14 protein-coding genes are annotated in these 13,776 nt (G+C 44.2%); 5 read left to right on the top strand and 9 right to left on the bottom strand.

Annotated elements, in window-relative coordinates; genetic code table 11:
* Positions 1–30 precede the first annotated feature (30 nt).
* Both HMPREF9706_RS07445 and trmB read left to right on the top strand, forming a co-directional pair.
* Positions 31–837: a phosphotransferase family protein gene (locus HMPREF9706_RS07445; protein ID WP_006908759.1), complete on the top strand. Its 807-nt coding sequence runs from the start codon at positions 31–33 to the stop codon at positions 835–837.
* Complete coding sequence (gene trmB / locus HMPREF9706_RS07440) at positions 821–1,465, top strand: tRNA (guanosine(46)-N7)-methyltransferase TrmB (RefSeq protein ID WP_006908758.1); 645 nt, start codon at positions 821–823, stop codon at positions 1,463–1,465. Before HMPREF9706_RS07445 ends, trmB begins: the two co-directional genes overlap by 17 nt.
* Positions 1,466–1,553: 88 nt before the next feature.
* Here the strand turns inward: trmB and pepF are convergent, their stop codons facing one another.
* The 6 genes from pepF to HMPREF9706_RS07410 form a co-directional block, all read right to left on the bottom strand.
* Positions 1,554–3,362 (bottom strand): oligoendopeptidase F, encoded by a 1,809-nt coding sequence (pepF, locus tag HMPREF9706_RS07435; RefSeq protein WP_006908757.1) that lies wholly within the window; start codon positions 3,360–3,362, stop codon positions 1,554–1,556.
* A gap of 101 nt (positions 3,363–3,463) precedes the next feature.
* A complete protein-coding gene (locus tag HMPREF9706_RS07430) occupies positions 3,464–4,489 on the bottom strand; it encodes a competence protein CoiA family protein (protein WP_006908756.1) in 1,026 nt (341 codons plus the stop codon).
* A gap of 84 nt (positions 4,490–4,573) precedes the next feature.
* Entirely contained in the window at positions 4,574–4,795 is a 222-nt protein-coding gene (locus HMPREF9706_RS07425) for a hypothetical protein (RefSeq protein ID WP_006908755.1), read from the bottom strand.
* 342 nt (positions 4,796–5,137) lie between these two features.
* Entirely contained in the window at positions 5,138–6,124 is a 987-nt protein-coding gene (locus tag HMPREF9706_RS07420; RefSeq protein WP_006908754.1) for a nucleotidyl transferase AbiEii/AbiGii toxin family protein, read from the bottom strand.
* Positions 6,117–6,728, bottom strand: a complete 612-nt coding sequence (locus tag HMPREF9706_RS07415) for a DUF6088 family protein (RefSeq protein WP_006908753.1) — start codon at positions 6,726–6,728, stop codon at positions 6,117–6,119. Before HMPREF9706_RS07415 ends, HMPREF9706_RS07420 begins: the two co-directional genes overlap by 8 nt.
* A gap of 418 nt (positions 6,729–7,146) precedes the next feature.
* Positions 7,147–8,685, bottom strand: coding sequence for an ATP-binding cassette domain-containing protein (locus HMPREF9706_RS07410; RefSeq protein ID WP_006908752.1), 1,539 nt, complete (start codon positions 8,683–8,685; stop codon positions 7,147–7,149).
* Between the two features lie 366 nt (positions 8,686–9,051).
* Here HMPREF9706_RS07410 and HMPREF9706_RS07405 point away from each other — a divergent pair, with 366 nt between their 5' ends.
* Together HMPREF9706_RS07405 and HMPREF9706_RS07400 are read left to right on the top strand one after the other, a co-directional pair.
* Positions 9,052–9,993 carry a LysR family transcriptional regulator gene (locus tag HMPREF9706_RS07405; RefSeq protein WP_006908751.1) on the top strand — a complete coding sequence of 314 codons (942 nt, stop codon included), beginning with the start codon at positions 9,052–9,054 and terminating at the stop codon, positions 9,991–9,993.
* A 229-nt stretch (positions 9,994–10,222) separates the two neighbouring features.
* Positions 10,223–11,329: a M50 family metallopeptidase gene (locus HMPREF9706_RS07400; RefSeq protein ID WP_006908750.1), complete on the top strand. Its 1,107-nt coding sequence runs from the start codon at positions 10,223–10,225 to the stop codon at positions 11,327–11,329.
* Positions 11,330–11,375: 46 nt separating this feature from the next.
* Here HMPREF9706_RS07400 and HMPREF9706_RS07395 read toward each other — a convergent pair whose 3' ends face one another.
* Entirely contained in the window at positions 11,376–12,119 is a 744-nt protein-coding gene (locus tag HMPREF9706_RS07395) for an ABC transporter ATP-binding protein (RefSeq protein WP_006908749.1), read from the bottom strand.
* Positions 12,120–12,121: 2 nt separating this feature from the next.
* Entirely contained in the window at positions 12,122–12,595 is a 474-nt protein-coding gene (locus HMPREF9706_RS07390; RefSeq protein WP_006908748.1) for an ABC transporter permease, read from the bottom strand.
* A gap of 188 nt (positions 12,596–12,783) precedes the next feature.
* Here HMPREF9706_RS07390 and HMPREF9706_RS07385 point away from each other — a divergent pair, with 188 nt between their 5' ends.
* The gene (locus HMPREF9706_RS07385) at positions 12,784–13,476 is read left to right on the top strand and encodes an MgtC/SapB family protein (protein ID WP_006908747.1); all 693 of its coding nucleotides are present in this window, start codon (positions 12,784–12,786) and stop codon (positions 13,474–13,476) included.
* Between the two features lie 112 nt (positions 13,477–13,588).
* Here the strand turns inward: HMPREF9706_RS07385 and HMPREF9706_RS09300 are convergent.
* Positions 13,589–13,776: hypothetical protein (locus tag HMPREF9706_RS09300; protein WP_231285863.1), on the bottom strand; the 188-nt coding region annotated here is incomplete at its 5' end.

Here is a 13,776-nt window from a genome sequence, read left to right as displayed (position 1 = left end):
ATTAAAGTTAAAAAGGCGAGGAGGGAATTCATGTATCATAATAATGAAGAATGGGATATGCACCCCCTGGATGGGAACACCGGGCAAGCTTATTTAGGAATCAGTAAAAATGAAAAAGTCTTCTTTAAGCGAAACACCTCCCCCTTCATCGCTGCCCTAGCTGCCGAAGGGATCACTCCTCGACTCAAGTGGACCCAAAGAACCTACTCCGGCGATATTTTGACGGCCCAGGAATGGGAAGAAGGGGCCACACTCAAAGCCGAGGATATGAATGCTCCGGCGGTGATCGACTTAATTAAGTCCGTCCACCAGCATCAATCCCTGGTCCAACTCATGCGGCGCATCCACGAAAAGGATTGTCAGCCGATGGACCTGATCCTTGATTACCAAAAGGACCTACCGCCTTCCTTTAGCCAGCACCATTTTTTTAATAGCGTGCTTGAAGCCATGAGGCAAGAGATCGACAGCAGTCTGACCACCGTCCCTTGTGTCATCTGCCACGGCGACTTGAACCACAATAACTTTCTCTTGGCCAATGACGGAACCCTTTATCTGGTGGATTGGGATAATGCCAAATTAGCCGACCCCCTCTACGACATCACTTATCTCTTATGCCGTTACTACCCACCTAGCCAATGGATGGACTGGTTGGAAGCTTATGACTTCCCGATTGACCTTCACTTTACCAAACGAGTTCGCTGGTACAGCCTACTAGCCTGCCTGCGCTTGATTAAAGAATACTATCAAGTCGACCGCCACTATCAAGTCAATGAAACCGTCATTCTCTTGCGAAATATTTTTGAAAACAAGGAGGATTCCGATGCGACTACGCCATAAACCCTGGGCCGAAGAAAAATTAAAGGCCTACCCGCAATATGCCATTCAAGACCCCCAAGCATTAAAAGGAAAATGGCAAGATCACTTTGCCAAAAAGCAAGCCCTCCATCTGGAGATTGGTTCCGGCAAAGGACAATTTATCTTAGGCATGGCCCAGGCCCATCCTGAAGTCAACTATATCGCCATGGAACTGCAGACTTCTGCGATCATCTCCATCCTTAATGCCCAAATCGAAGCCCAGCTACCCAACCTGCTGCTCATTAATGGGCATGGCGGCGATATCGATCAATTCTTTGCCCCAGGTGAAGTGGACCGGCTTTATCTGAATTTTTCAGACCCCTGGCCCAAGAAGCGCCATGCCAAGCGTCGCCTTACCTCACCGCAATTCTTGGAAAAATACCGTCACATCCTTAGCCCTCAAGGCGAGATCCACTTTAAGACGGACAACCAAGGTCTCTTTGAGTATTCCTTGGCATCGCTGAGTCAATATGGTTACCAGCTCAAGCAAGTCTGGTTAGACCTGCACCAATCTGACTTTGAAGGCAATATTCAAAGCGAATACGAAGAAAAATTTGCCCAAAAAGGCCAAGCCATCTACCGATTGGAGGCTGTCTGGCCCCAATCCTAAAGCCAATACAAAAACAAGCGCCCACCCTCACAAAAAGTGAAAGTGGGCGCTTTTTATAGGCACTAATGGGTGCTTCTAGAATTCAGATTTATTGTTTTTCTAATAAGCTTTCGAATTCATCCAAGCGTTCTTCGAACAAGTCTAAAGTGGCTTGAATATAGTCCGCTTGAGTCATATCTAAGCCAGCATCCTTCATGGTATCTACCGCATACTTGGAATCTCCTGACTTCAAGAAGCCCTTATAACGCTCCAAGGCTTCTTGGTCGCCAGAGTGGATCTTCTTAGCAAAGAAGGCTGCCGCTGAGAAACCTGTCGCATATTGGAAGACATAATAATTATAGTAGAAGTGAGGAATCCGAGACCACTCGAGGGCGATTTCCGAATCAGAGTTCACTTCTGGTCCATAATACTTGGCATTTAATGCCCGATAATGTTCCGATAGGAAGTCTTGCGTAAGTGGTTGGCCCTTCGCATCTTCTTCATGCATGAAATGCTCAAATTCTGCGAATTGCGTTTGTCTAAAGACGGTTCCCTTGGCCGAATCCAAGAAGTTATTTAAGATGAAGAGACGAATCTCCGGATCTTCATACTTATCTAATAGATAGTAGGTCAACAAATTCTCGTTGGTGGTTGAGGCGATTTCTGCTAGGAAAATTGGATAGCCACCATAAGCATATTCTTGATTATTTTTGGCATAGTGGGAATGCACAGAGTGACCCAACTCATGAATCAAGGTATACAAGTGATTAATCGAATCTTGCCAATTCATTAAGATGTAGGCCTTGGAATCATAGCTTCCTGATGAATAAGCCCCTGAGCGCTTGCCGATATTTTCATACAAGTCGATCCAACGATCTCTGAAGGCTTCTTCAATAATAGCCACATAATCCTCACCCATTGGCTTCACAGCTTCTAAGACAATGGCCTTGGCTTCGTCATAAGTCACCTTAATGGGTGCTTCACCCAACAAAGGTGTATACATATCATACATTTCCAGATCGTCAACTTTTAATAACTTCTTCCGTAAAGCAACGAAACGATGCAAGAGGTCTAGCCGTGAATGAACCGCTTCGATCAAGGTATCGTAGACGGACTCTGGAATATTATTTTCAAATAAAGCCGCCTGTCTCGCCGAATCAAAGTGACGAACCTTGGCTTGGTAATTATGTAATTTCATCTGACCGGTAATTAAGGACGCAAAGGTATTCTTAAATTGATCATAGACCGAATAATAAGCCTTAAAGTTATCCCGGCGCACCCGACGATCCGAGCTTTCCAATAATTTGCCATAAACCGAGTGGGTTAATTCCACTTCATGACCGTCCTCATCCTTAATGGTTGGGAACTTCAAGTCGGCATCGGATAAAAGCCCAAAGGTCTTGGAGGCAGTCTGATTGGCTTCGCTGGCTTGAGCTAACAATAGCTCTTGGTCGGAAGACAATACGTGAGGACGAAAACGTGCCTTATCATCTAAGAAATGGCGGTAGAATCCAAGACGGTCGTTTTCTTCAATAAAAGCTTGCAGTTGTTCTTCAGGAATGGCCAAAAGTTCTGGGTCAAAATAAGCGACCGCTTGACCGAACTTCGCAAAGAGCTGACCTGCCCGATCGTTCAAAGCCTGAGAAGCTGAGACGGTCTGGTCTTGGTCATTTAACATGCTGGTATAGACATAGACATTCTCAATTACTCTTAAGGTCTCAAAATAAGCGTCCAAGGCCTGCGCCAACATTTGGCTAGATTGACCTAATTTTCCTTCATAGTGTGCCAAGTCGGCAATTTTTTCTTCCGCTTTTTGATAGTCCGCTTCAAAGGCAGCTTGATCTTTATACATTGCGGCTAAATCCCAGGTAAACTGAGGATCGACTTGGTCACGACGACGTGCTTCTTGTTTTGCCATAAAAAAACTCCTTCTCTCAACAATTCTTAGGCCTTTCACCCTAAGGACTCGTCCCTGTTTTCCCGTTGATTGAATCAATCTTACGGGATCTAAAATCTATCTTACCACAATGTAGGCGCTTTAGCTAAAGAAAAAATCAGTGCTTCGATGACAGTCGCCGTCAAGCCAAAGAGGTCGCCCGTCATCAAGGGCATTGGACGAGGATGGAGCCTTCCTCGGGCAATTTGCTGAGTCAAATAATCCCTTAAACTGAAAAAATCACCAGACTCATTGGTCAGATAGATCCAAGCTAGGGCCAGGACCAACCAAGCCGGCTCTTTAAAATACAGCTCTTGCCAGCGATAGGAAAACAACCATTCCGGTAAATCCATCAAGGAAAAGCCTAGCTCATAGAGCTGATAGATATAAGGTCTAGCCTGCGGGTTCGCCTGTAGCTGAGCGATTGCTTGTTGGGACGACCTTTTCCGGCCTTTTTTAAAGAACCGAGTCTGTGTGCTATTTAAAGATGGCTGGGTCAAAACATTCTGCCAGTCTACTTGATTGGAATAGCGCTGATAGGAGCAGGCGTAGGATTCCTTAGCATAGATGATCGGCAGGTGATGATATAAAAGCAAGTCCCCCGCTGCAAGGTCTAAGGCCCAAAAGTAAGCCCCCAGACTAGCTTGGTAGTTGAGATTTTGCCGGATCCACTGAGATTCTAGCCCGGTCACGGCTTGATGATCCAACAACCAAATGACCTCCAAACCCAGACGCAGGTAGGATTTATGCCGGCCTGCTAGACTAGCGGACGAGATTTTAGACTTTTGAAATTCCAGCACCCGCAGCAAGTCCTTCTTGATAAGCAAAAAATCCGCAATCTGATCCAAGTCTTTTAAAGGGTATTCCAAGCAGTAATGATAGCCGTGCCGACTGGCATTGGCCGCTAATAAGGCCTTGGCCTTTTTATGTTGATCACTTTCTGCCCCGGCTAGTCGCTTATTTCTAGATTGATGACGAAAATGGGCCTGTTGACCGGCTCCTTGGATCAATTGGACCCGCTGCCTACAATCTGGGCAATAATACTTGCCCTCCAAAGTGGCCTGGTTGGCATAGACCAATATCCCCCTTGAAGATAGGGCTGCATACATAAAAATCCCCCTTTAGATCAAGTAGTCTCTAAAGGAGGATTTGCGCTTTTTAAAATGTTGACTTTCTCAAACATACCATTCTCTTTAGGCAAAGAAACATAAGATTCCCATCACGATTAAGAACTTCAAGCCAATCAATAGATAGGTCTTACCCACCCGCTCGGCGTCGGATGCTTCTTTTTCACCCGCCTTAAGAGCCGCCTCAAAACCGTTGATCAGGGAATATTTCTTGCGAAAGACAATCAAATAACCCAGTAATAAGAAAGTCGTCCCCAACATTGTCAAAATAAGCTTGAGCAACACCATCCATCCCACCTCCTTCTAGCCAATCGTAAACTGTCTTCTTAAACTTGATAACGCATTCATATGTTATAGCGTACCATAATTAAGACGCCTTGTATAGAGGAAGCGCTTAAAAAAGTGAGGAGGGGGTTACATAGAAATGGCTAAGAATAGAAGGTTTTCTTGATGTTAGCGATTAATTCCTCATCAACCTATTCGTAAATAAGGCAGAAGCTTTTTACCTCAATTTCTTTTTTTGAAAAATCAGTTGACCACTCTATAAATTAGGGTATTTCTGTTTTTCGATCACCTAAAGTATCAGTAATAAAATATCCTTATAACTAATGTATTATTTTAAAGATTATCCTAATACGCATTTATTTCTTTCTCCAGCTCTTGAAGTGTTCTAATCATTTCTTCAAAGCTAGGATATTCTCCATAGATCATCTCTGCCATAGCGTGATAGTCTTTTTTTATCTCAGAAAATCTAATCTCATTTGGAACCAATCTTAACCGACCTTCTAATACCTCTTTATACCTTGCCCACTTCCTAGGATAAAATTTCATCTTAAATTGAGTGACTCTCTTAAGTAATTCTTTGTCGTTTAGCGCTTGTTTTTTAAAGTCTGAATTAGCTATTTGATATAGGTCGTAAAAATGCCTGGCATATCTATGGGGTATCGAAAAATTCTCTGGCCTATTTGCTTCATGATGCAGGATAGTGGCTTTCTCCCAAAAAGTTCTCTCCGCAGACACTGTTCTTACTTTCGTTATATCATTAAATACATTCGGATAGGCCTCTCCAATTAATGGCAAGATTTTACACTCAACGGCTGGTGTCCATGCAGCCAAGCTTCCTATTTCAAGTCTAATCGTCTGTGTTAAATAATTTGAATTAAAAATTTTTGGGTATTTACAAAGAACGGTCTGTGGGTCCATATTATCAATTAAGAACTCAAAACCTATGTCTTCAAAGTCTTTTTCTAAAGTTGGGATAAAGACATCTTTTAAAAGAAATTCTGTCTTTTTATTCATTTCTTTATTGAATTTATCTTGCTTGGTATTTGACCTTTCTATCCAAGGCTCTTTTTCATCATAACCTAGCATTCGCCAGTCTAAAATTAAATCGATGTCTTCAGAAAATCTTTCGATAAGTCCGAAGCATTTTGAGAGTGAGGTTCCTCCCTTAAAAGTGAAATAATTTTTCCATTTACTCTCATTAAATAAGTAATCTAGAGTAACAGTCACCCAATAGTCTTTTTCAACAACTGATTCTGAAATAGCCTTCTTTCTCGCAGTATTCACGATTAAAGTCCTTAACTCTGATTTATCCTCTAAATAATATTTATTCATTTTTTTCCTCAGAAATTTCCCTAATTACTTCATAGATCCATGATGGTACTGATCTAGCCTCTTGCATTAAATCTGATCTTTCCTTTTCAGTTAAATTCCGTCTGATCTTTAGAATAATTTCATCTGATATTTTATCCTGTCCAAATGACTTTATTGCCTGAATAACTGTTGCCGTCTTTAAGGACATATTAGCAATTTCCCCAGGGTTTACTTTCTTAAATTCTAACCGAGTATCTCCAATTTTATAAACCTTATATCTACCGCTAGAGATATATTGATAGTGACTCGGTACTTGGGTCGATAAACCCAACATATTTAAAGCCGTGTTATTGTAAGGAGCAATATCCCAATTATATTTTCTTGCGATGGCTAATACTAATTCATGCATTGATACCGCCTCATATTCTTTAATAAATTCACTATATCTAGGCTTAAAATAAAATCCATCAATGACACGTTTGATTTGCTTATCATCCACTAATCTTTTTAATACTTGCCTAACTGTAGTATTTGATGCAATTTCTAAAAAATCATTCGCAAAAAACACCTTACCCGAATCAAAACTATTTATTTTTTGAAGAATTTTTTCGATATATGAAGGCATTATAACCCCTCCTTTTGTCACGGATATTATATCATATCCGTGACAAATTTTCGATGAATCACGCCTTTCCTTTATCCCTTATCGTCCCTCTTTCTACTTTTTCATATTATAAGTCAACAAAAAACTGACCATCGAAGGCAGCCCCTGCAAGCCCGAGGGCTAGTGGATGAACTTCCAACGATACTCAAGCTCAATAAAAAGTCTGCGACTAGCAATCTATCAAATTGGACTTATCTATAAGTACTCCTAGCTTTTAGATTTGCGCTTTTTAATTTTAGTTTTTCAATAAATTTTTCTTTACCTATGATTCACTCGATATCCCCCATCAAAAAAGGCTGTCACCCCAAGGTCACAGCCTCACTATCTTTTCGGATTAACTCGTGACGATTATCCAAGGTCCAAATCCCATTTCCCGAATCTAGATGTCTTCCAGATCTACTGACCTTAATCCCTGGTCGGTCAATTCATAGATCTTTTGGCAGACCTGCCTTAGAAAAGACCGCTCGTGGGAGACCACAACCATTGCGCCGGGATAGGCTTGAAAGGTCTCAATCAATTCAGGCTGGGAGGTCGGCGAAAAGTTCCGGGTTGGCTCATCTAAAAATAAGACATTCGCCTTTTGAAAATCCAGCTTCAAGACCAATAATTTAGCCTTTTGCCCGCCTGACAAGCGATGAATCGGACGTTGCATCTCCTCAGGAAGATAATGCATGGACCCTAGATAGGTCATAATCTGAGTCAACTCTTCTTGGTCCCCTGTCTCTTGCAGATAAGAAATAGGAGTCATGGAATCCGATAGGACGGACTCATAGGTCTGGGGCATAAAGCCAGGACGTAGCCCCTCCTTATCCAACAAGCTCTGCCAAAGATAGCTTAGAAAGGTGGACTTGCCTACGCCATTATCACCAATGATCCCAATCTTATCCTGACCATACAATTCAAAATGAATCCCTTTAGCTAAGAGCCGCTCTTCAATCCATAGGTCCAATTGATCGATATATAAGACCTGCTTAGAAGGGGGCAAGGCCTCCACCCCCTGAAAGCCCAAACGGATGGCATCCTCTTGTATCGGACGGTCTACAAAGTTTTCCCGGTCTCGCTCATAACGCTTGGCTTGCGCTTTTAGACTGGCCATCTTCTTAGCCAACAAGCGTCCTTCCACATCATTGCGGGTATTATTGAGTGAGCGATGAACCTTGTCTGTCACCTGCGACAAGTCTTTCATCCGAGCCTGATCAAGGGCTTGCTGCTGACTAGCCACTTGGGCCTGACGATCAAAGTTCAAGGCCCGCTCCTTTAGATACTGGTCATAGGATACCGCCTTAAAGGTCGTCCGCGTCTGAGTCTTATGGACTAACTGCTCTAAGTGCAAAATGGCTGTTGCGGTTTTCTTCAACAAATCCACATCATGCGAAATATAAACGAGAATCCCCTGAAAGTCCTGGATCCATTGCTCTAACCAGATCGACGTGCGTAAATCCAAATCATTGGACGGTTCATCCAAGAAGACCAGCTCAGGATCCTGCACGGCAATCCGCAACAATTGAACTTTCACGCGCTCACCCCCGGATAAGCTCGCTAAGGTCTGATCGGAGTATAGCCGATCGACCGAAAAACCCAATTGACTCGCCGCCTGAAATAAACGGCCATAATCGATCTCATTGGGATCCAAGGACTGGAAGAAATAGGCCTGAAGGGGTTGATCCAAGACCTCTCCTTCGAGACTTTGCGGAAGATAAGCAAAATGATCCACTGAATTGACGATGGTCCCCTCTAGCTCGATATAGTCCAAGATGGATGGATCCTGCATCAAAGCCTTTAATAAAACCGACTTGCCATTGCCTTCCTCACCAATAATGGCTAATTTATCCCCTGAATTAAGTACAAAAGATACATCTTCGACTAAGTGACGTAGATCACGTCGGTGTATTAAGCTTAAATGTTCTACCTGCAACATAAAAAGACCTCCTTCTCCAAGACGCTCATTGCAACGACAGCGATCTTTTCAAAGCAGGCAAAAATACCCTGAGCTTCCATGATCTTGGAAAGAACAAGTCCCACCCATTCTAAAAAGACCGCAGCAAACCAAGCTCAGCTCATTCTGAGATCCTTGGTCTAGACTGGCTTTCTTTTTAGAATTTGATCATGGTCACACCTTCTATTCCTATTATTAGGCAAATTGTAACAGCTTTCATTCGTTCTGTCAAGCTGTTATCCCCCTCGCTATCACTTTTGTCCTAACCGCTAACCGATTCTAGGCTTGTGGCTTTACAAGTTTTTCGGATCATTATAAGCTATAGCTATATCAAAATCGGAGGTTATTATGCGTTTAGAAGATTTTCAATATTTTAGGGCGGTGGCCACAGAGCGGTCGCTCAATCAAGCCGCTTCCTCGCTCTATATATCCCAGCCCTCCCTGTCCAATGCCATGGCCAGGCTCGAAGAAGAATTAGGGGTCCAACTCTTCATCCGTTCTTCCAGAGGGATCACGCTCACTTCAGAGGGGGAAGAATTTCTCCAGTATGCCAACCAAATCATGGAACAAGTGGCCCTGATGGAACGACGTTACAATGGTCAATCCCGACCCGGTTTACCCTTATTCTCCGTCGTCACCCAACACTATGCCTTTGTGGTCGATGCCTTTGCTAGGCTCCTCAAGCACTATCAACCCAGCCGCTATCAAGCCTCGCTCAAGGAATTGCGAACCTATGAGGTGATTGAAGAAGTTTTTCAACTTCGCAGTGAGATTGGCGTCATCTACCGCAGCAAGTATAACCACCGGATTATCAACCGCGAACTCAATGACAAGCACCTCAGCTTCCATTCCTTGATCAAGACCCGACCCTATATCTTTGCCTACAAAAACCACCCCTTGGCACAAAAAGACCGGATTACTTTCGAAGATCTTGCCCCCTATCCCCGACTCAATTTTGAACAAGGCAAGTACAATTCCTTTTATTTTTGGGAAGAGGTCCATTCCGACTTACCGGTTGATCAGTCGATTACGGTTTCCGACCGGGCTACCATCTTTAATTTGATGATTGGGCTCAATGGCTATACCATCTCATCCGGGATCATTAATGCCGACCTCAATGGCGAAGACATCATCGCCCTGCCCCTTGAATCACCTGAAGAGATTGAGATTGGCTATATCACCAACGACCTCCACCAACTTAATCCCCTAGCTCAAGAATTTATTCAAATACTGCATACTTGCCTCATTGAAGGGATTGAAAAGCAAGGCAATTGGCAGGCAGAATCCTAGAAAATTAAAGGCTGTGACCGAAAATTTAGGTCACAGCCTTTTATGATGGATCAGCTTGTGGGCTGACTGGCATCAGCTTAATTAGGTGCGAGATGTAGCATGGTTAAAATGTGATGGTAGGCTGTTAGGCCTGCTTCACTGCTTCCAATTCGATCCTTTTCAATCTTTGGACCTCCGCAACCCATCTGGTATGATAAAATGAATTATCAAGTCTTTAAAGGAGTCTATTATGAAAAAATATTTCCATATACTGATCCTCTTTATCGGCATGGGCTTATTCGGCTTTAGCTTAGGCTATTTAATGGACGTTCAAGCCATTCAAGCGGGGCCATACGGCCTCTACTTCTTAGCCGTCCTTTTTATCAGCCTTTATCTGGGCCTCCTATTGACCGTCGTCATCCATGAGGCTGGCCACTTAATCCTAGGCCTAGCGAGTGGCTATCGTTTTGTCTCCTTTCGAATCGCCTCTTGGATCCTCATCAAAAATAAACAAAATCACTTTGACATTAAACGCTACTCGCTACCGGGTACCCTCGGCCAATGCCTGCTCGACCCTCCTGGTCACTATGGTGATCCCTTTCCCTACAAAGCCTATCTCTTGGGCGGGGTCCTAGCTAATGGTCTGACCGCTTGCCTCTTGCTTACTTTGATCGCAAGGGGTCAGCTATCCGGCTACCCGGCTCTGGTGGCCTATATCCTAGCCGGGATTAATCTTTTCTTAGGCGTGACCAATGCCTATCCCTTTAAGAACAGTGATACAACCACGGATGGTGTGATTCTCCAACAATTGAGGAAGGCCCCCACCATGAGCAAGTATCTCTGGGCCCAGCTCAAGATCAACGCCCTCTTCCAGTCCGGTCAGCGTCTTAAAGAGATCCCCCAAGACTACTTTGTAGCCAATGATGATCATCCTTTAGCCAGTATCATCCGCGTCTTTGATAATAATCGTCTAATGGATGACGGCTGCTACCAGGAAGCCAACGCCCACCGGCAAGCCCTTCGACAAGACCCCCAACTCCCGGCCATCTATAAGAGTCTCTTGGCTTTAGACCAAGTCTTCTTTAACCTAGTTCAAGACCAAGCTCAAGCCGACTTAAGCCTACTTGAAGACCCCCAAGTAAAACAAATCAAATCTGCCATGAAAAAACTCCCCAGCATGCTCCGACTGGATTATGCCCTAGCCTTGCTGAAAGACCAAGACCCGACTCAAGCCGCTAACATCAAAAAGCAATTCGACCAGGCCTTGCGCCACCACCCAAGCCAAGGTGAGATTAGCTTGGAACAAGACTTACTGGCCTTAGTAGACCGAGCGGCTCAATCACAGACAGACAAGTAAAGCAAAAAAGAGGATCTCGCTTGAGATCCTCTTTTGATGTTTCTGCTTAATAGACATCCAACAATTTCATAATTTTGATTCGATAATCGACAAAGTCCTGTTGAGTTCGGTCTCGTAGATAATCCAACTCAATCGGAACGACTTCCATTACGCGACCAGGTCTAGGTGACATGACGACCACTTTTTGACTACAGTAAATGGCTTCATCAATATCATGGGTCACCATAATCATGGTCATCTTGGTCTGTTGCCATAAGGCAATGAGTTCCTCTTGCAAGCGCAAGCGGGTAAAGGCATCAAGGGCTCCCAGGGGCTCATCCAAGAGTAGAATTTCGGGATCATTCACGATCGCCCGCCCCAATGACACCCGTTGAGCCATCCCACCGGATAATTGGTGGGGATAGACCTTTTCAAAGCCTTGTAGGCCAATCGTTTTGATAATGGCATCAATGGCTTCTGCCTTGGCTTTTTCTTGCCCTTGTAATTTAGGACCAAAGGCGATATTCTCCTTCACCGTTAAATAAGGAAATAAGGTGGAGGATTGGAAGGCCATACCAATACGAGCAGTCGGTTTGGTGATCCGTTCGCCATTCAAGGTGACCTGTCCTTCCGTCGGAGGAATTAATCCCGCCAAAATCCGCAGCAAGGTAGACTTACCAGACCCGGAAGCCCCCACGATCGAGACGAACTCGCCCTGGTTGATGGTCAAATCAATCCCTTCTAGAGCCTTCATAATCGTTTGGTCTGTATTTAAGAACAGCTTAGAAACCTTATCAATCTTCAAAGGCATGCTTACATCCTCCCTTCTTGCCAGCGAAGCACGTAGCGCGAAATGCGGTCAACCACGAATTTCACTGAAATGAATAATAGACAAATAATCACGATCGAAGCATACATCTTGGCATATTGGGCCCAGTTCCGTTGCCAGGTCACATACCAACCCAAGCCGGATTCAACCCCGATCATTTCAGCCACGATCAAGGCCGTACAGGCGGTCGACATTCCCTGGGTCAAGCCGGCAAAGATATTGGGCATGGCCATAGGAAGGGTCACCTTGGTGATTAATTGTTTTTCATTGGATCCTAGAACCTTGGCCACATCATAATAGGCAGGATCGATATTGCGAATCCCGGACATCGTGGCTAAGGAGACGGCATACCAGACCCCGAAGGCAATGATAAAGACGGCCCCATAGAACAAGGAGGATACCAAGACCATGGTAATGGGAATCCAAGTAATGGTCGGGATCGCCCCGATCAAACTCATAAAGATGGTCCAAAACAAAAACTAGACTTGAATCAATTGGTAGCCCTTTCTATTTAATTATTTAGAATTTTAATAAATTGGATTGCTGGTCTAGCTAAGTATTTTTCGTCATCAGCCAACTTTTTTTATTTATTTCTAAATGGATCTTTGATAGAATGAGGGCTAATGCATTAGAAGGAGATGATACCATGACACACACGATTACCATGACCGACGTCACCCTGCGCTTATTGGTGACGATTCTTTGCGTGAGTTTTATTGGCTTCGACCGAGAAAGAAGCGGTCGCTCAGCAGGATTACGTACCCACCTCATCGTAGCTGTGGGATCTTGCCTAATCACTTTAGTTCAACTAGAAATGACTGAGGATATCATCAATTGGAATATGGCCCATCCTGACTTACAAGGGCTCTTAACAACTGATCCCACTCGGATTATTGCCCAGGTCGTCTCAGGAATCGGCTTTCTAGGAGCGGGTTCCATTATCGTGAATAAGAACGCTTCAGTAACCGGGCTTACCACTGCCGCGACTTTATGGACCAGTGCCATCTTAGGAATTGCGGCTGGGCTAGGGTATTTTTCCTTGGTCTTTTTAGCGACGATCATTATGCTCTTTATCCTCATCGTCTTGAACCTGGTGATGACCCACAAGACCTTTGTGCTGGACCTTTATTTTGATACCCCCCGCTCTCACCTCAAGGACCTGCACCAGGTGCTCGACCAATATAACCTTAAGATGAAGGACTTGATCATTTCAAGTTCCAGTAACCACTACCACTACCAAATCAAAGTCGATGGCGACCGCCGCAAGATAAAAACCCAAGAAATCAGCCAAGCCATCTGGGAAAAGGTGGACCACGTCATCTCAGTCACCTTTGTCTAGAACTGGCGGTTGGTGGCTGGGCCTTTCTTAATAACGCCGTGTCGCTCTTTTGATTAGTAGATGCACTCCGATCAAGTAGATGCCCACCCCCGATGAAATTGATGCACTCCGATCAATCCCCAATAAAGCACTGCCCCCCTCTTAATAAACCGGAAGATTCCTTGAATATCTTGGAACCTTCCGGCTTTTGGCTTGTTGGAAATTTTAGCCCTGTAAGGTGGGCGAGCACCTTGATTTGTTGGGATTTTGTACTCTCAGGGCGATGAGGGTTACATTTTGGGGCCAATTTGGTACTCTCAG

It is taken from the genome of Facklamia hominis CCUG 36813 (genome assembly GCF_000301035.1).
GTDB lineage: Bacteria > Bacillota > Bacilli > Lactobacillales > Aerococcaceae > Facklamia > Facklamia hominis.
Note: the sequence above shows the minus strand (reverse complement) of the source record. Positions and strands in the feature narration are given on the sequence as shown.